The 17,488-nt window shown below is 66.7% G+C and carries 20 protein-coding genes, 1 tRNA gene and 1 riboswitch; of the genes, 13 read left to right on the top strand and 8 right to left on the bottom strand.

The features are described 5' to 3' along the window. Window positions 1-17: 17 nt before the first annotated feature. Window positions 18-1,652 carry a solute symporter family protein gene (locus MRBLWH12_RS08650; RefSeq protein ID WP_363548228.1) on the bottom strand — a complete coding sequence of 545 codons (1,635 nt, stop codon included), beginning with the start codon at window positions 1,650-1,652 and terminating at the stop codon, window positions 18-20. After that, window positions 1,649-1,996, bottom strand: coding sequence for a DUF485 domain-containing protein (locus tag MRBLWH12_RS08655; RefSeq protein ID WP_363548230.1), 348 nt, complete (start codon window positions 1,994-1,996; stop codon window positions 1,649-1,651). Before MRBLWH12_RS08655 ends, MRBLWH12_RS08650 begins: the two co-directional genes overlap by 4 nt. 110 nt (window positions 1,997-2,106) lie before the next feature. Between MRBLWH12_RS08655 and MRBLWH12_RS08660 the strand changes: the two genes are divergently transcribed. The 3 genes from MRBLWH12_RS08660 to MRBLWH12_RS08670 all read left to right on the top strand — a co-directional run bounded on the left by MRBLWH12_RS08660 (window position 2,107) and on the right by MRBLWH12_RS08670 (window position 3,811). Further along, window positions 2,107-2,961 carry a LuxR C-terminal-related transcriptional regulator gene (locus tag MRBLWH12_RS08660; RefSeq protein WP_341973963.1) on the top strand — a complete coding sequence of 285 codons (855 nt, stop codon included), beginning with the start codon at window positions 2,107-2,109 and terminating at the stop codon, window positions 2,959-2,961. A gap of 61 nt (window positions 2,962-3,022) precedes the next feature. Beyond that, window positions 3,023-3,089: riboswitch (guanidine-III (ykkC-III) riboswitch) on the top strand. Between the two features lie 9 nt (window positions 3,090-3,098). After that, entirely contained in the window at window positions 3,099-3,425 is a 327-nt protein-coding gene (locus MRBLWH12_RS08665) for a DMT family transporter (RefSeq protein ID WP_341973962.1), read from the top strand. Window positions 3,426-3,466: 41 nt separating this feature from the next. Then, on the top strand, window positions 3,467-3,811 hold the full coding sequence (locus MRBLWH12_RS08670) for a histone-like nucleoid-structuring protein Lsr2 (RefSeq protein WP_341973961.1): 345 nt from the start codon (window positions 3,467-3,469) through the stop codon (window positions 3,809-3,811). An 81-nt stretch (window positions 3,812-3,892) separates the two neighbouring features. Here the strand turns inward: MRBLWH12_RS08670 and MRBLWH12_RS08675 are convergent, their stop codons facing one another. Beyond that, a complete protein-coding gene (locus MRBLWH12_RS08675; protein WP_363548233.1) occupies window positions 3,893-4,531 on the bottom strand; it encodes a MarR family winged helix-turn-helix transcriptional regulator in 639 nt (212 codons plus the stop codon). Between the two features lie 82 nt (window positions 4,532-4,613). Here MRBLWH12_RS08675 and idi point away from each other — a divergent pair, with 82 nt between their 5' ends. The 9 genes from idi (at window position 4,614) to MRBLWH12_RS08720 (ending at window position 12,624) form a co-directional block, all read left to right on the top strand. After that, window positions 4,614-5,135 carry an isopentenyl-diphosphate Delta-isomerase gene (gene idi / locus MRBLWH12_RS08680; protein ID WP_363548235.1) on the top strand — a complete coding sequence of 174 codons (522 nt, stop codon included), beginning with the start codon at window positions 4,614-4,616 and terminating at the stop codon, window positions 5,133-5,135. Then, the gene (locus tag MRBLWH12_RS08685) at window positions 5,132-6,220 is read left to right on the top strand and encodes a polyprenyl synthetase family protein (RefSeq protein ID WP_363548237.1); all 1,089 of its coding nucleotides are present in this window, start codon (window positions 5,132-5,134) and stop codon (window positions 6,218-6,220) included. Before idi ends, MRBLWH12_RS08685 begins: the two co-directional genes overlap by 4 nt. Next, window positions 6,217-7,140: a phytoene/squalene synthase family protein gene (locus MRBLWH12_RS08690; RefSeq protein ID WP_363548239.1), complete on the top strand. Its 924-nt coding sequence runs from the start codon at window positions 6,217-6,219 to the stop codon at window positions 7,138-7,140. Before MRBLWH12_RS08685 ends, MRBLWH12_RS08690 begins: the two co-directional genes overlap by 4 nt. Next, the gene (crtI, locus tag MRBLWH12_RS08695; protein WP_363548241.1) at window positions 7,137-8,756 is read left to right on the top strand and encodes a phytoene desaturase family protein; all 1,620 of its coding nucleotides are present in this window, start codon (window positions 7,137-7,139) and stop codon (window positions 8,754-8,756) included. The genes MRBLWH12_RS08690 and crtI overlap by 4 nt, the downstream gene beginning before the upstream one ends. Further along, the gene (locus tag MRBLWH12_RS08700) at window positions 8,747-9,106 is read left to right on the top strand and encodes a lycopene cyclase domain-containing protein (protein WP_363548243.1); all 360 of its coding nucleotides are present in this window, start codon (window positions 8,747-8,749) and stop codon (window positions 9,104-9,106) included. Before crtI ends, MRBLWH12_RS08700 begins: the two co-directional genes overlap by 10 nt. Beyond that, a complete protein-coding gene (locus MRBLWH12_RS08705; protein ID WP_363548245.1) occupies window positions 9,103-9,429 on the top strand; it encodes a lycopene cyclase domain-containing protein in 327 nt (108 codons plus the stop codon). The genes MRBLWH12_RS08700 and MRBLWH12_RS08705 overlap by 4 nt, the downstream gene beginning before the upstream one ends. 14 nt (window positions 9,430-9,443) lie before the next feature. Further along, window positions 9,444-10,322: a prenyltransferase gene (locus MRBLWH12_RS08710; protein ID WP_363548247.1), complete on the top strand. Its 879-nt coding sequence runs from the start codon at window positions 9,444-9,446 to the stop codon at window positions 10,320-10,322. Between the two features lie 34 nt (window positions 10,323-10,356). After that, window positions 10,357-12,540: an MMPL family transporter gene (locus MRBLWH12_RS08715; RefSeq protein WP_363548249.1), complete on the top strand. Its 2,184-nt coding sequence runs from the start codon at window positions 10,357-10,359 to the stop codon at window positions 12,538-12,540. An 11-nt stretch (window positions 12,541-12,551) separates the two neighbouring features. Beyond that, window positions 12,552-12,624: transfer RNA gene (locus MRBLWH12_RS08720), tRNA-Arg, on the top strand. Between the two features lie 18 nt (window positions 12,625-12,642). On the opposite strand, the gene MRBLWH12_RS08725 is transcribed toward MRBLWH12_RS08720, so the two are convergent. The 3 genes from MRBLWH12_RS08725 to MRBLWH12_RS08735 all read right to left on the bottom strand — a co-directional run bounded on the left by MRBLWH12_RS08725 (window position 12,643) and on the right by MRBLWH12_RS08735 (window position 15,261). Then, on the bottom strand, window positions 12,643-13,140 hold the full coding sequence (locus MRBLWH12_RS08725) for an HNH endonuclease (protein ID WP_341973949.1): 498 nt from the start codon (window positions 13,138-13,140) through the stop codon (window positions 12,643-12,645). Window positions 13,141-13,474: 334 nt separating this feature from the next. Next, a complete protein-coding gene (locus MRBLWH12_RS08730) occupies window positions 13,475-14,293 on the bottom strand; it encodes a M23 family metallopeptidase (protein WP_363548251.1) in 819 nt (272 codons plus the stop codon). A gap of 266 nt (window positions 14,294-14,559) precedes the next feature. Further along, a complete protein-coding gene (locus MRBLWH12_RS08735; protein ID WP_341973946.1) occupies window positions 14,560-15,261 on the bottom strand; it encodes a metal-dependent transcriptional regulator in 702 nt (233 codons plus the stop codon). 101 nt (window positions 15,262-15,362) lie between these two features. Between MRBLWH12_RS08735 and serC the strand changes: the two genes are divergently transcribed. Then, the gene (gene serC / locus MRBLWH12_RS08740) at window positions 15,363-16,475 is read left to right on the top strand and encodes a phosphoserine transaminase (protein WP_341973944.1); all 1,113 of its coding nucleotides are present in this window, start codon (window positions 15,363-15,365) and stop codon (window positions 16,473-16,475) included. A 67-nt stretch (window positions 16,476-16,542) separates the two neighbouring features. On the opposite strand, the gene MRBLWH12_RS08745 is transcribed toward serC, so the two are convergent. Both MRBLWH12_RS08745 and MRBLWH12_RS08750 read right to left on the bottom strand, forming a co-directional pair. Continuing rightward, complete coding sequence (locus MRBLWH12_RS08745) at window positions 16,543-17,124, bottom strand: DUF3027 domain-containing protein (RefSeq protein WP_363548254.1); 582 nt, start codon at window positions 17,122-17,124, stop codon at window positions 16,543-16,545. Then, window positions 17,108-17,488, bottom strand: coding sequence for a cold-shock protein (locus tag MRBLWH12_RS08750; RefSeq protein WP_341973942.1), 381 nt, complete (start codon window positions 17,486-17,488; stop codon window positions 17,108-17,110). The genes MRBLWH12_RS08745 and MRBLWH12_RS08750 overlap by 17 nt, the downstream gene beginning before the upstream one ends.

Below are 17,488 nucleotides of genomic sequence, written 5' to 3' on the forward strand. Positions count from 1 at the left end.
TCAAGCCGCGGCGCGGGTCAGCGATCCACCGCCTTCTCCGCGCCGAAGCCGGTGAGCGAGCGCACCTCCATCTCGGCAGCGAGCTGTGGAGACTCCTTCACCGTGCTGGTGACCGTCCCCAGCCAGCCCAGGAAGAACCCGAGCGGGATCGACACGATGCCCGGATTGTTCAACGGCCAGATCGCGAAGTCGACCCCGGGGATCATCGAGGTGGGCGTCCCGGAGAACACCGGCGAGAGGACGATCAGCAGAATCGCCGAGCCCAGGCCGCCGTACATGCTCCACACCGCACCGCGGGTCGTGAAGCGCCGCCAGAACAGCGAGTACAGGATGGTCGGCAGGTTCGACGATGCCGCCACCGCGAATGCCAGCGCCACGAGGAACGCGATGTTCTGCCCCTGCGCGCCGATACCGCCGAGGATCGCGAGAATGCCGATCACGATGACCGTGCGGCGGGCGACCTTCACTTCTCCGTTCGGGTCTGCCTCGACGGGGTTGCCTGCGGCATCCTTCCTGCCCTTCTGGATGACGTTCGCATAGATGTCGTGCGCGAACGACGCCGCGGCCGTGATCGTCAGTCCCGCGACGACCGCCAGGATCGTGGCGAACGCGACGGCCGAGATGAATCCGAGCAGCAGCGGACCACCCAGGTGCAGTGCCAGCAACGGAGCGGCCGAGTTCACCCCGCCCGGCGCATTCGCGATGACCTCTGCGCCGACAAGTGCTCCAGCGCCGTACCCGAGCACGAGGGTGAGCAGGTAGAACCCGCCGATCAGCCAGATCGCCCAGACCACCGACCGACGCGCTTCCTTCGCCGTCGGCACCGTATAGAAGCGCATCAGCACATGCGGGAGCCCCGCCGTTCCAAGCACGAGCGCCATGCCGAGCGAAAGGAAGTCCCAGGGGTTCGCACCGTACTGCAACCCGGGCGCGAGGATCGCATCGCCCTTGTCGGAATTCGCGACAGCGGCCTCGAGGAGCGTGTTCAGGCTGAACCCGTTGATGGCCAGGACCCAGATCGTCATCACGATCGCGCCGCCGATGAGCAGGAAGGCCTTCACGATCTGCACCCAGGTCGTGCCCTTCATGCCGCCGATGAGCACGTAGACGATCATCAGGACGCCCACGACGGCGATCACGATGGACTGCCCCACGCGACCGTCGATTCCGAGGAGAAGCGAGACCAGCCCTCCTGCGCCCGCCATCTGAGCCAGCAGGTAGAAGAAGCACACGGCGAGAGTGGTGATCGCGGCCGCCACGCGTACCGGGCGCTGCTTGAGTCGGAACGACAGCACGTCGGCCATCGTGAACTTGCCGGTGTTGCGCATCAGCTCGGCGACGAGCAGCAGCGCGACGAGCCAGGCGACGAGGAAGCCGATCGAGTAGAGGAACCCGTCGTAGCCGTTGATCGCGATCGCGCCGCAGATCCCGAGGAAGGATGCGGCAGACAGATAGTCGCCCGCGATCGCGAAGCCGTTCTGCGGGCCGGTGAATGAACGGCCCGCCGCGTAGTAGTCGGCCGCCGTCTTGTTGTTACGGCTGGCGCGAATGACGATGAACAGCGTCACGGCGACGAACGCGAGGAAGATCGAGATGTTCAGAACGGGGTTGCTCTCGGCGACGACGGTCGTGGCGGTGTGGATGATGTTCATGCTCCGGCCTGCGCCTTCTCGAGGTCTTCACGGATCTCCTGCGCCAGGGGATCGAGCTTCCTGTTCGCGAAAGCCACATATCCCATCGTGATGGCGAAGGTCGTCACGAACTGCCCCAGACCGAGCAGCAACCCGATGGTGATATCGCCCCACACTCGCTGCCCCATGAATTCCGGCGCGAATGCCGCCAGAAGGACATATGCGAAATACCAGATCAGGAAGAATGCGGCCAGCGGAAAGATGAATGAACGCTGCGTGCGTTTGAGGGACTTGAATCTCGATGATTCTTCGACGGCGATGTAATCGATCTCGCCTGCCGATTCGGCGATGCTTCGGTCGCTCATGGGGCCTCCTTGCCACATGTTCGGAGCTCGTACGGCACAGTTCCGCACGAGTGGTAGGGTCGACGCTACGAAACGGGGGGCAATGCCGTCACCCCCGAAAGTAGGTAGCCGTGAGCACGACCAGCGCTGGGGAATCAGAGACCGACCTCGTCGACCGTGCGGTGCGGGAACTCTCCCGGCGCACGCGCTTTCCCGTGACCTTCGGCGGCCTCATCGACGAGGGCGTGGTGAGCATCACGAGCATCGTCGGAAACCGCACCCATAGCCTGGACGGATTGCGTGTGAGGCCGGAACGCGGCCTCGGCGGTCGGGCGATGATGGAGCTGCGCCCACGGATGACGAGCGACTACCGCTCCTCGCAGCAGATCACCCATGACTATGACGTCTTCGTCCTCGGCGAGGGGCTGAGCACGCTGCTGGCTGTTCCGATCATCGTCGCGGGTCGTCCTCGTGGAGTGCTCTACGCGGGCACCTGGGAGCAGGCTCCCCCCGGCGGGGTGACGACCGCACCGGCCATGCAGGTCGCCCAGTCCGTCGCCGACGAGCTGCGCATCCGCGATGAGGTGGATCGGCGCCTTCGTCTCACCACCGGCGCGCAGCTGGTCGCTCCCTCCCAACGGGAAGAGCTCCGTGAGAGCTTCGCCGAGCTGCGCAGCATCGCGGCCGCCGTGGATGACTCCTCGCTGCGCGCGCGGATCGCAGACGTGCAGAACCGGTTGGTGACCCTGGCCGGTGACAGCCCGACCCCGCGCACGGGTCCGCTGCCGACGGTGCGGCTCTCCCCCCGTGAGACCGACGTGCTCGCGTGCGCGGCGCTCGGCGCCACGAACGCGGAGATCGCCGGCCAGCTCGGTCTCCGTGAGGGCACGGTGAAGGCGTATCTGGGAACGGCGATGTCGAAACTCGACGCCTCGACGAGGCACGCCGCCGTCGCCAAAGCCCGGCGAGCGGGACTTCTGCCCTGATCACCTCTCACGGGTCGGGCCGACTGCACAGTCCCTGATCAGGCGCGTTCGCTATGGTGGAAGCAGATCGGTCCTCCCGATCCCGGACGAGGCAGGCCAGTACCCGGAAAGCGACAAGACTGGTCCGGAGGATCACCATGTCGTGGATCATTCTTATTGCATCCGGTGTCATCGAAGCCGTCTGGGCGACCGCCCTCGGCAAATCCGAAGGCCTGACGAAACTCTGGCCGAGCGTCATCTTCTTCGTCGGCCTCGCCGCATCGATGTTCGGACTCGCCTTCGCAATGCGCGAGATCGCCACCGGAACCGCATACGCCGTCTGGGTCGGAATCGGCGCATCTCTCACCGTGATCTGGGCGATGATCACCGGCGACACCGAAATCTCCTGGATGCGAATCCTGCTTTTGCTCGGACTCGTCGGGTGCATCGTCGGACTGAAGCTGATCGACCCCGGCCACGAATAGGTTTCTTGTCGTAATTCCGACTGCCGGGTATGGTCAATTCCATGGCAAGAAGAATTGTGCACCAGCTGGTCGACGATATCGACGGAACGGTCCTGGAGGTCGGCGAGGGCGAGACTGTGCATTTCTCACTCAATGGCGCCTCTTACGAGATCGACTTGAATGCGACGCACAGTGAGGAATTGCGCAGCGCCTTGGAGCCGTACATCTCGGCGGGTCGTCGGGCCGGGGGTTCCAGCTCTGCCAGGTCCTCGAGTCCGCGAAAGCGCGCCGGACGCAATCCTGAGGTCAGCGCCATTCGGGCGTGGGCGAAGGCGAACGGTCACACGCTCTCCGAGCGCGGTCGTATTCCGGCGCCCATCGTCGAGGCGTACAACGCCGCACACTGAGACGCGCGCACATGGAGGCATCCGCGCGTTGAGCACCTCCGTCGCCCGCCGAGGTGCTGAACACAACCGGTGTTCGTCGCCCTATGGTGTGACGTCCTGAGCCCAGGGCTCGTCACGGATCGTGATCTCGTCCGTCATATCTCTGAGGAACCGGATGACCACGTCCCGCTCCTCCCCCGTGAGCCGGGCCGCCGCATAGAACCGCTTGGCCTGCTGACGACCGACCGTCTCCATCGCGGCGAGGCGGGTCTCGGGCGTGATCGTGATGGCGAGCGCCCTCCTGTCCGTCGGATGCGGAGCCCGCGCGATGTGCCCTCCCTTCTCCAGCCGGTCGAGCAGCTTCGTCGTCGAAGCCGTCGAGATGGCGAGGTGCTGGGCGATACCTCCTGGCGTCGCGATGACCGCGCGATTCGAACACACGATCAGATAGTGCAGCGCGCGCATGTCCGTCTCGTTGAGCTGCATGTACCGCCTCGACACACGTGACAATCGCTGCTCCGCTTCGCGCAGCTCGCCGAGAGCACCCATGAGCGCCGCGATCTGCCGCAGCGCCTCCGGCGAAACGCCGGTCCTGTCGATCAGGGTGCTGCGAGGATCGCTGGCGTCCACGTCGTAGATGCTCGAGTGGCTCAGCCCGTCGACGGTGTCCCGCTCTCCGGCCGATGAGCCGCGGGGCGCCGGCGACTCGGCATCGGGGATGGCGCCGGACTCGTTCTCCATGGCATCATGCTACACATGAATTGCTACATGCTAAGGTGACTACTTGCTAAGCTAGCTAAATATTCCGAAGGAGAGGATAGCGATGGATGATGTGGTCCTCCTTGCCGACGATGGCTCCGCTGTCGGCATCCTTCCGAAGAGCGAGGTCCATTCCGCCGAGACGCCGCTGCACCTCGCCTTCTCGTGCCACGTCAAGGACGCAGACGGACGGCTGCTGGTGACCCGGCGAGCGCTGGGCAAGCGCACCTGGCCGGGAGTATGGACCAACAGCTTCTGCGGACACCCTCGCCCCGGCGAGGAGATGCTGGACGCTGTCCGGCGGCGCGCCCAGGACGAGCTCGGTATCGGCCTGTCATCGATCCGGCTGGTCCTCCCCGACTACCGCTACCGTGCGGTCGATGCGAGCGGCATCGTCGAGAACGAGATCTGTCCCGTACACGTGGCGGTCATCGACGGCGAGCTCTCGCCGAACCCGGACGAGGTCGCCGAATGGGCATGGGTGCAGGCAGAGGATCTGGCCGAGGCCCTCGTGCGCGCACCATTCGCCTTCACTCCCTGGCTCAGGGAGCAGTTGCCCCAATTGTCGGGCACGGACCAGACATGAGCGCGACGGCCACGAAGACGCAGAACCAGCACTCCGCGGTCGAGGATGCACTGCGGCGACGTTTCGCGGAACGCAGCAGCGCAGCCGAGGAGTACGGAGAACAGTTCGCGTTGCTCTGGCGCCTCGCCGCGGACCACGTCCTCGGCGGCAAGCTGATCCGTCCGCGGCTGCTCCTCGACGTGCACGGAGCGCTGAGCCCCGCCGAGTCCCCCCGGCAGAACGATGTCGCGATCGAGATCGCCGCGAACGTCGAGCTCCTGCATTACGCGTTCCTTCTGCACGACGACGTGATCGACGGCGACCTGACCCGGCGGCACCGGCCCAATCTGATCGGCACTCTGGCCGGCTTCCACACAGAGACCGCCTCCGCGGAGGACGTCGTCCTGCATTGGGCGCGCAGCGGCGCCATATTGATGGGTGACCTGCTGCTGTCGTCCGCGATCCTGGGATTCGCGCGCGCGAAGGTCGCCGAGAGCACGCGTCGGAGGCTTCTCGATCTTCTCGAGCACGCCATCGTCGAAACGGTCGCGGGAGAGCACACAGATGTCGGTTTGAGCGACGGCGTGATCACGCCGGATCTGACGACGATCCTCTCGATGACCGCCTATAAGACGGCGACATACTCGTTCGCTCTCCCGCTCCGCGCGGCCGCCATCCTGGCCGAAACAGATCCATCGGTAGAGATGAGCATGGTCACGATCGGTCGCCACCTCGGCCTCGCCTACCAGCTCCAGGACGACCATCTCTCGATGTTCGGAGACCAAGCCGACCACGGCAAGGACCCGTATGCCGATCTTCGCGCCGGCAAGGAGACCGCGATCATCGCCTTCGCGAGGGAGACGGGGGCGTGGTCGCGCATCGAGCACGGGTTCGGGCATCCGCAGCTGCCACCAGGGGATGCCGCTCGCATTCGTGAGCATCTGATCGAGTGCGGCGCCGAGGCCTTCACTCGCGGCCTCATCGAGGATCAGCTCGCCGCCGCGCACTCCGTTCTGGAGAACGCTGCAGGGCGCGCGGAGATCCCCGGACCTGCGCGCGAGGCGATCCGGCGCGTCGCAGCGAGCATCAAGGACCGACGCCGATGAGACATGATGACTCTCCCGGAGCCGACACGACCGGTGATGCTCTGGAGCGCTTCACCCATGCCGCGGAGACCGCGGCACGAGACGTGATTCACACGTACTCGACCTCGTTCGGACTCGCCACCAGGCTCCTCGGTTCCCGGCACCGACGTCACGTCCGCAACATCTACGCGATGGTGCGGATCGCGGACGAGATCGTCGACGGCGTCGCCGCTGAGGCGGGGCTGACTCCCCCGGCACTCGAAGCCGCTCTGCGCGATTACCGGGCAGAGACCCACCGCGCCATCCGCGACGGCTACAGCAGCGACCTCGTGCTGCACGCGTTCGCTCGTACCGCGCGCGATGCAGGAATCGACGAGGATCTCACCGGTCCGTTCTTCGACTCGATGCAGAGCGACCTGCCCTCAGCAGACGTCGGCTCGACCTTCGCGGCCTACGACGCCTCCGCCCATCAGCGATACGTCTACGGATCTGCCGAGGTCATCGGCCTGATGTGCCTGCGAGTCTTCCTGCGCGAGGAGGTTCGCGATGCCGCTGCGCTCGAGACGTTGCGCTCCGGTGCACGCCAGCTCGGCGCCGCGTTCCAGAACATCAATTTCCTCCGCGATCTCGCCGATGACACGGAGCGACTCCGCCGCGGTTACCTCACCGGCGTCCGTCGCCTCACCGACGAGGATCGCGACACGTGGGTGGCCACCATCCGAGAGCAGCTCGATCGAGCGCGCCTCGCCATCCCCCTACTGCCTCGGGATGCGCGCGCCGGGGTGCGCAGTGCGCTCGCGTTGTTCGCCGCCCTCACCGATCGCATCGAACGCACGCCGGCCGCTGAGCTGTACCACCGCCGCATCCGTGTGCCTGCCGCGCAGAAGGGCCTTCTGGTCGCAGCGGCTGTTCTTCGCACCTGGACGGAGCCCCGTCGATGAGCCGTGTCGTCGTGATCGGAGCCGGCGTCGCCGGACTCGCCACCGCGGGTCTCCTCGCCCGCGACGGACACGAGGTCGTGGTGCTCGAGAAGAGTGCCCAGGTGGGCGGGCGGGCCGGGTCGATCGAGCGTGACGGATTCCGATTCGACACAGGCCCGTCCTGGTACCTGATGCCCCGCGTCTTCGACCACTTCTTCGCCATGATGGGAACGCGTACCGAGCGCGAACTCGACATGACCATGCTGGATCCCGGCTATCGGGTCTTCAGCGAGCCGTCCGACGACGCGGCGAGCGCCGGCGCGGTGACGATCCCGCGCGGCGCCGAGGCGGTCTCGCGCCTGTTCGAGGACATGGAGGCGGGCGCCGGCGTGTCACTGCGCAGGTATCTCTCCTCTGCCCGCCACACGAGCGAGATGGCCGAGAAGCATTTTCTCTACAATCCGTTCACCCGGGCGTCCTCCCTCGCCACAGCGGAGATCCTCCGCGCAGTACCTGAGCTCGCGCGACTCCTCCTGACGCGCCTGGATACCTGGGCGGCGCGACGGTTCTCCCATCCTGTGCTCAGGCAGATCCTCGGATACCCGGCGGTCTTCCTCGGAACCCATCCCGGCCAGGCCCCCGCCATGTACCACCTGATGAGCGCGCTCGATCTCGATGATGGCGTGCAGTACCCCCAGGGCGGATTCTGGACGGTGATCCAGCGACTGGAATCGCTCGCCATCGAAGCGGGGGCGACAGTGCGGACCCAGGCCGAAGTGCAGCTCATCGACACCGAACCGGTGGGTCGCCACCGCAGACGCCATCGCGCGACCGGGGTGCACTGGCAGGATGCGCATGGCGACGAGCATGTGGAATCGGCCGACATCGTCGTCTCCTGCGCGGATCTTCATCACACCGAGACCCGGTTGCTGACCGCACCCCAGCGCACCTATCCGGAACGCTGGTGGCGCCGGCGGACCAGTGGTCCCGGCGCCGTCCTCGTGATACTGGGTGTGCGTGGCGGGCTGCCTCAGCTGCCGCATCACTCACTGTTCTTCACCCGCGACTGGACCGCCAATTTCGACGCCATCTTCGGCAGATCGCCGCACGTGCCGTCTCCTGCGTCCATCTACGTCTGTCGACCGAGTGCGACGGATGCCACGGTCGCACCGGCGGACCACGAGAACCTCTTCGTGCTCGTCCCCGTCCCGCCGGATGTCTCCCTCGGCGGCGGCGGGGCCGAGGGCGCCGGTGATCGGGCGGTCGAGGCGATCGCCGACGCCGCCATCGATCAGGTCGCCCGCTGGGCGGACATCCCCGACCTCCGAGAGCGCATCGTCGTCCGCCAGACCAAGGGGCCCGCCGACTTCGCGCGCGACCACCACTCCTGGCGCGGCGGGATGCTCGGCCCCGCGCATACCTTGCGCCAGAGCGCCATGTTCCGAGCGCAGAATGCGTCCAAGCGGGTGAGCGGCCTGTTCTACGCCGGCGCCACGACGGCGCCGGGCGTCGGGGTTCCGATGTGCTTGATCAGCGCCGAACTCGTCCTCAAACGCGTGCGCGGGGATCACAGCGGCGGCCCTCTTCCCGAGCCGGTGCCGGTCGGGGAACGAAGCGAGGCGCAGCCATGGGCCTGATCTACCTCGCCTTCCTCGTAGGGGCTTCCGGCTGCCTGCTCCTGCTCGACTGGCGATTCCGTCTCTTCTTCTGGCGCGATCCGGTGGCCGCCGGCATCGTCTCTGCGATCGGCGTCGCCTTCTTCCTCGCCTGGGACGTCGCAGGAATCAGTCTCGGCATCTTCTTCCGGGGCGAGGGTGCCATCGCCAGCGGCGTCCTCCTCGCTCCGCACCTTCCTCTCGAGGAACCGGTGTTCCTGTTCTTCCTCGTCCTGTGCGCCATGGTGCTCTACACCGGATTCGTGAAGGTGCTCGCCCGTCGACGGACAGCGACGCGGAAGACGACGCTCGGCCGCGGGGACACCCGGTGAGCTACTCGACTCTCGCCCTCTGCTTCCTGGCCGTCGCCGCGACGGCCAGCGCCGCGCTGCCGCTCCTGGCGCGCACGCGGGGACCGTCGATGGCCGCCCTCGTCATCAGCGCTGCAGGGCTCGTTCTGCTCACCGCCGTCTTCGACAGTGCGATGATCGCCGCCGAACTGTTCCACTACGCGCCGACACGGCTACTCGGACTGCATGTCGGTCTCGCCCCGATCGAGGACTTCGCCTATCCGCTGGCTGCCGTCCTGCTGCTTCCGAGCATCTGGGTCGTGCTCCTCGGGCGGAGATCACGGAGATCGGGGCGGGAACGATGAATCGCGAAGAACCGATGAAGACCGGGAGCGGTCGGACCATCGCCCAGATCGTGCTGTCCTCACGACCGGTGAGCTGGATCAACACCGCGTTCCCTTTCGGTGCGGCGTATCTCCTGACCACCCGCGAACTGGACGCGACCCTCGTCATCGGTTTCCTCTACTTCCTCGTGCCGTACAACCTCGCCATGTACGGAATCAACGACGTATTCGACTACGCATCCGATGTGGCGAACCCGCGCAAGGGCGGCATCGAAGGGGCTCTTCTCGCGCCGCGGCTGCACCGCACGACCCTCTGGGCCGCCGCGCTGTCGAACCTTCCGTTTCTGGTCTTCCTCGTCGCTGTCGGGAATCTCGCGTCCACCGCATGGCTCGCGGTCAGCATCTTCGCGGTCATCGCCTACTCCGCGCCGCGGCTGCGCTTCAAGGAGCGCCCCTTCCTGGACTCGGTGACCTCGAGCATCCACTTCGTCAGCCCGGCCGTTTTCGGACTCGCGCTCGCCGAAGCGAAGCCGACCGTGGCCATGGTGACCACGCTTCTCGCGTTCTTCCTCTGGGGCATGGCCGCTCACGCCTTCGGCGCCGTGCAGGACATCGGCCCCGATCGCGAAGCGGGGATCCGCTCCGTCGCCACCGTGATCGGCGCCCGCGCCACCGTTCGCCTGGCACTTGCCCTGTGGCTGCTCGCCGGCATCCTGATGCTGACAACGACCTGGCCGGGACCGCTCGCCGCAGCACTGGCGCTGCCGTACCTGCTGAACACCGCAGGCTGGTGGAACGTCACCGACGATACCTCCGCCGCTACGAATGTCGCGTGGCGACGGTTCATCGCACTCAACTATGTGGTCGGCTTCCTCGCGACGATGCTGCTGATCCTCGCCTGGGTCTCCTCGTGACCCGATCCCTTCACCCGCTCCCGAAAGGACCGAGATGACGTCCCCCGAATCCGCCCCGCCGATCACCCGTCGAGAGCGGGTCCGCAGCCGTTCCTGGCTGCGTGTGCTCGTTCCGGCGGTGCTGATCCTCGCGTGGCTCGCCGGCGCGTCGTTCGGCGGTCCGCTCTTCGGAAAGATCGATGAGGTCTCCTCCAACGATCGGACCACCTACCTGCCCGAGTCCGCCGACGCCACCCAGGTGCAGGAGCTGCTGGGCGACTTCACGGATTCGGATGCGATACCCGCGATCGTGGTGTTCACCGGCGAGACGGCTCTCAGCGCGAGCCAGCTCGAAGCCATCACGGATCTTCTCGCCACGGTCGACGGCCTCGAAGGTGTCGGCGACGATGTCTCTCCCGCGCTCCCCTCTGAGGACGGCGAAGCGGTGCAGGCCTTCGTACCGATCTCTTCGGGGTCGGACGTCGGTGATGTCGTCGCCGTGCTCGGGACGACGCTACGCGAATCCGCACCGGCAGGAGTCGACGTCTTCATCACCGGCCCCGCCGGCTTCACGGCGGATCTCGTCGCCGGCTTCGCGGGGATCGACGGCCTGCTCCTCGGGGTCGCCCTCCTCGCCGTGCTTCTGATCCTCGTGCTCGTCTACCGCTCTCTGCTCCTGCCCGTCGTCGTGCTCTCCACGAGCCTGTTCGCGCTCTGCGTGGCGCTGCTGGTCGTCTGGTGGCTGGCGAAGGCGGAGGTGCTGCTGCTCAGCGGACAGACACAGGGCATCCTGTTCATCCTGGTGATCGGCGCAGCCACCGACTACTCGCTGCTGTTCGTCTCGCGCTTCCGTGAGGAACTCCGCAGCACGTCCGACAAGGGTGCCGCGGTCGCCGCGGCCTGGAAGGGCTCGTTCGAGCCGATCGTCGCGTCGGGCGGAACGGTGATCGCCGGTCTGCTGTGCCTGCTGCTCAGCGACCTCAAATCCAACAGCACCCTCGGCCCCGTCGCCGCGATCGGGATCGTCTTCGCGATGCTGTCCGCACTGACGCTGCTGCCCTCGCTGCTGCTGTTCTTCGGACGCGCAGCCTTCTGGCCGCGTCGGCCGTCCTTCGAGCCTGACGTCGTTGCTGCCGAGGGTGGGATGCCGTCCACGGGCCTCTGGGCTCGACTGGCCACTGCGATCAGCCGCCGTCCGCGAACGATCTGGGTCGTGACGACGCTCGTGCTCCTGGTCGGGGCGCTCGGAGTGACGCAGCTCAATGCCTCCGGTGTGCCGCAATCGGACCTCGTGCTCGGCTCATCGGAGGCCCGAGACGGTCAGGTGGCGCTCGGGGAGCACTTCCCCGGTGGCTCGGGAAGTCCCGCGTACGTGGTCGCCGATGAGGCCGACCTGCAGGATGCGGCCGAGATCCTCCTCGCGCTCGACGGGGTCGATGCGGTCTCCGTGACCGCGTCCGATGCGCCGAGCGGTTCGGCGGCGGTCACGGACGAGGGGATCACCGCGTTCGGCCCGCCAGGGAGCCCGACGCCGGATCCGACCGTGGTCGACGGCCGGGTGCTGCTTCAGGCGACGCTGGCAGACGCCGCGGACTCCGATGCCGCGGCGGCCACGGTGCGCGAGATGCGCGCAGAACTCGAGGGCCTCGATGCTCTCGTCGGCGGGGTGACCGCCACCGCGGTCGACACCGACGACGCGTCGATACACGATCGGAATCTCATCATTCCCGTCATCCTCGTCGTCATTCTGCTGATCCTGATGGCGCTGCTGCGGTCGATCCTCGCCCCGGTGCTGCTCATCGTCACGACGGTGCTCTCTTTCGGTACGGCGATGGGCGTGTCGGCGCTCGTCTTCAACGGGGTGTTCGACTTCCCCGGAGCTGACCCGGCCGTCCCCCTCTTCGGATTCGTCTTCCTCGTCGCGCTGGGGATCGACTACAACATCTTCCTGATGACACGCGTGCGTGAGGAATCCCGTCGCCATGGCACGAGGGAAGGCGTGCTGCGCGGGCTCGCGATCACCGGCGGGGTGATCACTTCGGCAGGACTGGTGCTCGCCGCGACGTTCGCCGCCCTGTCGGTGATACCGATCCTGTTCCTGGTGCAGCTCGCGTTCATCGTCGCGTTCGGTGTGCTGCTGGACACCTTCATCGTCCGGTCTCTCCTGGTGCCGGCACTCGCCTATGACATCGGGAGGGCCATCTGGTGGCCGTCAAAACTCGGTCGCGGGATCTTTTAGAATGATTCTGCGCCCTCGTAGCTCAGGGGATAGAGCAGCCCTCTCCTAAAGGGCAGGTCGCAGGTTCGAATCCTGTCGAGGGCACCCAAAGGCACTTACACGTCACGCAGCGAGTGCGAGGTACGGCTCCCAGCGTGGGTCGCTTCGCTCCGTACCGCGCACGGTCCAGCCCGTGCCGTGCGGCGGGCGCGGAGTGATCCGAAGCTCCCAGCGCATCTCCTGCGGCGTCCGGTCGCTCTTGACGTTGTTGCAGCGCAGGCAGCAGGCGACGAGGTTCTCCCAGGAGTCCGCGCCCCCGCGCGAGCGGGGCAGCACGTGGTCGATGGTGGACGCCGCCTTGCCGCAGTAACCGCAGCGATTGTTGTCGCGCCGCAGCACCCCGCGGCGTGTCACCGGAACGCGGCGACTCTTCGGAACACGCACGTAGCGGGAGAGGATGATCACCGCAGGACGTTCGTATCTTCCGCGGGCGGCCCAGACCGGATCGTCCTCGACGCGCTCGATCACCGTCGCCTTGTCATTCATCACGAGAACCAATGCTCGTTTGAATGACACGATCGCGAGCGGTTCGTATCCGGCGTTCAAGACAAGTGTGCGCATCGTCATCCTCTCGATCCGCCGGGACGGCTTCCCGGCACTCTCGACTCACATGAGGTCGAACAGGCGGCAGAGGGTTTGCAGAGACGAAAAAAGGCGCCGTCTCAGAGACAGCGCCTTTCGCGCACGGCAACGCCGTGGCATCCCTGCGGACGATGCCGAAGAACGTAACGGCCGAGGGCATCCATGGTTCGGATGCTCGGTATTCGCTCCATCAGCTTCTCCCGTCTGTACGACAACGGGTTCAGGCTAACTCATTCACGCGCACAGCGGGCGAAACAGCAGGTGAACGGCCGAAGGTGTGTCCGCCTCGGGTCCGTTCCACCGACGAGAAGGATCAGCCGGCGTTGGCGGCCAGCCAGGAGTACGGCTCGAGGATGCTGCCGCCGATGCGCACCTCGAAGTGGAGGTGGTTCGCCGTCGAGCTGCCGGTGCTGCCGACCGCTCCGATGAGCTGACCCGCCTCGACGGTCTGTCCGGCCTGCACCTGGCGAGTGCCGTACGTCATGTGCGCGTAGGTCGTCGAGACACGCTGTCCGGCGATGACGTGGTCGATCACGATGGCGACACCGTAGCCGTAGTAGCTCTCGGACGAGACCCGCACGACACCGGCCGCAGCCGCGTAGATCGGGGTGCCCGCAGGAGCCAGCATGTCTGCACCGTCGTGGCCGCCACTGTCGGGGCCGACCGTCGTGCGTCCCTGGGTGTACGAACCCTGGGGCAGCGGATAGCGGACCTCACCGGAGCCGGGAGAGACGAGCGCATAGCCCGCGGTGTTGAAGGCAGTTCCGGCGGTCGAGGCGGCAGCGGCGGCGCGGGCTGCGGCAGCCTCTTCCGCCTTCTTCTTCTCGATCTCATCGGGTGTGGTAGCCGTGAAGGTGCCGCGGCTGAGCGGGGCTGCGGTCGCCTGCGAAGCGACGACGAGCGACTGCGCATCGGCCTCGGCGAGCTGCTGGATCGTCGTGCCGGCCTCGGCGGGCTTGCTCGCCGCATAGGCGGGCAGCGCGATGACGGCGACAAGGGCGCCTACGGCACCGAAGATGGCGATCGACCGCAGAGGACCTGCAGCCTTGTGGGTACGCGCTCGAGCGGGTGTGCGTCGAGCGAGTGTTCGGTCTTCGGTTGTGTTCGTGGGCGAATCGATGTCTGCGGCCAAAAGTGGGTCCTCCTGCGCCTGCGCGCTTCGGGTAGCGCTGGCTCGTCGGCACTCTGCTTCTCGTGCACGGATGTAGCTCGGGTACTTTGTGCGACTTAACCGGAAAGACGACGAGCCTGGAAGGCAATCTTCACGGTCATCGTCTGCGGGCTTCTCGCTGACGACCTGTCCGAGGTTACCGGAAGATAACGATCGTGTCACCCTGCGAACCTGGCAATCCTCGGAGAGGGCTCCGGATTCGCCGCGCGAAGCACCGGCCGCGCGGGTCAGACCGGCTCAGCCACCAGGAAGATATGAGAGGCCAGCTCGACCGGAAGCTCGAGCCCTTCGCCGTTGCCGTCCATCTGGATCAGGACGTAGCCCTCGTTATAGCGGTAGTCGCCATGCGCACCGGGAACGACTCCGGCGTCACGGAGTTGCTGCAGCAACTCCGGGTCGACCTGCGCAGGCTCGGCAAGGCGCCGGACGGTGCCGTCGATCGGCGCTCCGGCGGTGTTCAGCTTCTGCACAAGACCGATGACGCCCTCATCGAACGTGCGCGCGGGGAGGTCGCCGAGCTGATCGAGTCCGGGGATCGGGTTGCCGTAGGGCGACTCGGTGGGGTGACCGAGGAGCTCGACCAGGCGACGCTCGACCTGCTCGCTCATGACGTGTTCCCAGCGGCAGGCCTCTTCGTGCACGAACGCCCAATCCAGTCCGATCACATCGGAGAGCAGTCGCTCGGCCAGGCGGTGCTTGCGCATCACGTTGACCGCCTTCGACCGGCCGGCGTCTGTGAGTTCGAGGGTCCGATCCTCGGAGACGACGACGAGGCCATCGCGCTCCATCCGGCCGACGGTCTGCGAGACCGTGGGGCCGGAGTGCCCGAGGCGCTCGGAGATGCGCGCACGCAGGGGCACGATGTTCTCCTCCTCGAGTTCGAGGATGGTGCGGAGGTACATCTCCGTGGTGTCGATCAGGTCGGTCATGTCTGGCCCTCCGAGAGTTCTTAGGTAAGCCTACATTCCTGCGCCGACATCGGATCCGGGGCTCGTGAAACGACGTCACTCCGAAGCCATAGAATCGAGCTATGGCGATCGAGATCCCCCGAGAACTCCTGCCCGCTGACGGCCGATTCGGCTGCGGGCCCTCGAAGGTGCGCCCCGCGCAGCTCGAGGCGCTCCTCGCGGCCGGTCCGAGCCTGCTGGGCACTTCGCACCGCCAGGCCCCGGTGAAGAACCTCGTCGGCAGTGTGCGCGAGCGGCTGTCCACCCTCTTCCGCCTCCCCGAGGGCTACGAGATCCTCGTCGGCAACGGCGGCTCGACGGCCTTCTGGGATGCCGCCGCCTTCGGTCTCGTCGAGCGCCGCAGCCAGAACCTCGTCTTCGGCGAATTCGGCGGCAAGTTCGCCGCCGCCGCCGGAGCGCCGTGGCTCGAAGCTCCGGACGTGCGCAAGGCCGAGCCCGGTTCGCGCGCTGCTGCCGAGATCGTCTCCGGCATCGACGTCTACGCGTGGCCGCACAATGAGACCTCCACCGGTGTCGCAGCACCCATCGAACGTGTGCTCGCAGACGGCGCCCTGACGGTCATCGACGCGACGAGCGCGGCCGGAGGCATCGACTTCGACGTCACCCAGGCCGATGTCTACTATTTCGCCCCGCAGAAGAACCTCGGCTCGGACGGCGGGCTGTGGTTCGCCGCGGTCTCGCCCGCAGCGATCGAGCGGATCGAGCGGATCGCTGCATCCGATCGCTACATCCCGGAGTTCCTGAGCCTGAAGAACGCCGTCGACAACTCCCGGCTCAACCAGACGCTGAACACGCCGGCACTGACGACCCTGCACCTGCTGGACAGCCAGCTCGGCTGGATCCTCGAGAACGGCGGGTTGGCGTGGGCGGCCGCCCGCACCGCGGAATCGTCGGGAGTGCTGTACGACTGGGCCGAGGCATCCGCCGTCGCGACCCCCTTCGTCACCGACCCCGAGCACCGCTCCCCCGTCGTCGTCACGATCGACTTCGACGAGAGCGTGGATGCTGCGGCCGTCGCGAAGACGCTGCGTGCGAACGGCATCGTCGACACCGAGCCGTACCGCAAGCTCGGACGCAACCAGCTGCGCGTCGCGACCTTCGTCTCGATCGAGCCCGAAGACGTGCGTCAGCTGACCCGCGCGCTCGACTACGTGCTGGCGAACTCCGGATCCTGAACCCCCGGTTCGCCGGAACGTCTTCTCGCCGTCAGGCGAGGATCGGCGTCATCGCCGAGCGGACGCGCTATTCCTCTTCGTCGTCGGAGTCGTCATCGTCGTCGGAGTCGTCATCGAAATCGACTGCCGACTCATCCAGTTCGTCGATGTCGACGCCGTCGAGGTCTCCGGCATGCAGGATGTCTGCTTCCTGATCCTCATCGTCGAGCTCATCGTCTTCATCGAGCTCATCGTCGTCGAGATCATCGGCGTCGTCGTCGAAGACATCGGCGTCGTCGTCAAGATCGGGCGCATCGACCGCTGCGGCAGCCGCCTGCTCGGCGAGTTCGACCTGATGGGCGCGGTACTCGGCGAGTCGCTCGACCCAGGGCACCCATTCCGGTGCGAGGAGCGCGCCGTCACCGGGAAGGAGTTCGATCTCGAGGACGGTCGGCTCCTCGTCGTCGACGCGAGCGACCGTGACCGTCCAGTGCCAACCCGGATACCCGGGGAGCCGGTTCTCGAAGCGCAACGAGACCGAACCGTCGTCTTCCAGGAGGTAGCCGGCCGCGGGGCCGATCGTCGTCGCCGGAGTGATCTCGCGCAGGGCTTCCAGCGCGAGATCGTGAGCGCCGACGAGACGCGCGTCGGCGTCAGGCTTCGAGGTCATCGGCTACCTTGCGCAGAACGGCCGCGATCTTGCGGCTGTGGCCGGAGGAAGGATAACGACCGCGACGCAGGTCGCCGCCCATCTCGTCGAGGAGCTTCACGAGGTCCTCGACGATGATCGCCATGTCGTCGGCAGGCTTGCGCTGCGCCTTCGCCAGACTCGGCGGCGCCTCGAGGACGCGCACCGAGAGCGCCTGCAGGCCGCGCTTGCCGTCGGCCACGCCGAACTCCACGCGGGCACCCGCCTTCACGGCAGCGCCAGCGGGAAGGGCGGAGGCGTGCAGGAACACGTCCTGGCCGTCATCGCTGGCGATGAAGCCGAAACCCTTGTCGTCGTCGTAGAACCTGACCTTGCCGGTGGGCAT

It is taken from the genome of Microbacterium sp. LWH12-1.2 (assembly GCF_040675825.1).
Lineage (GTDB): Bacteria > Actinomycetota > Actinomycetes > Actinomycetales > Microbacteriaceae > Microbacterium.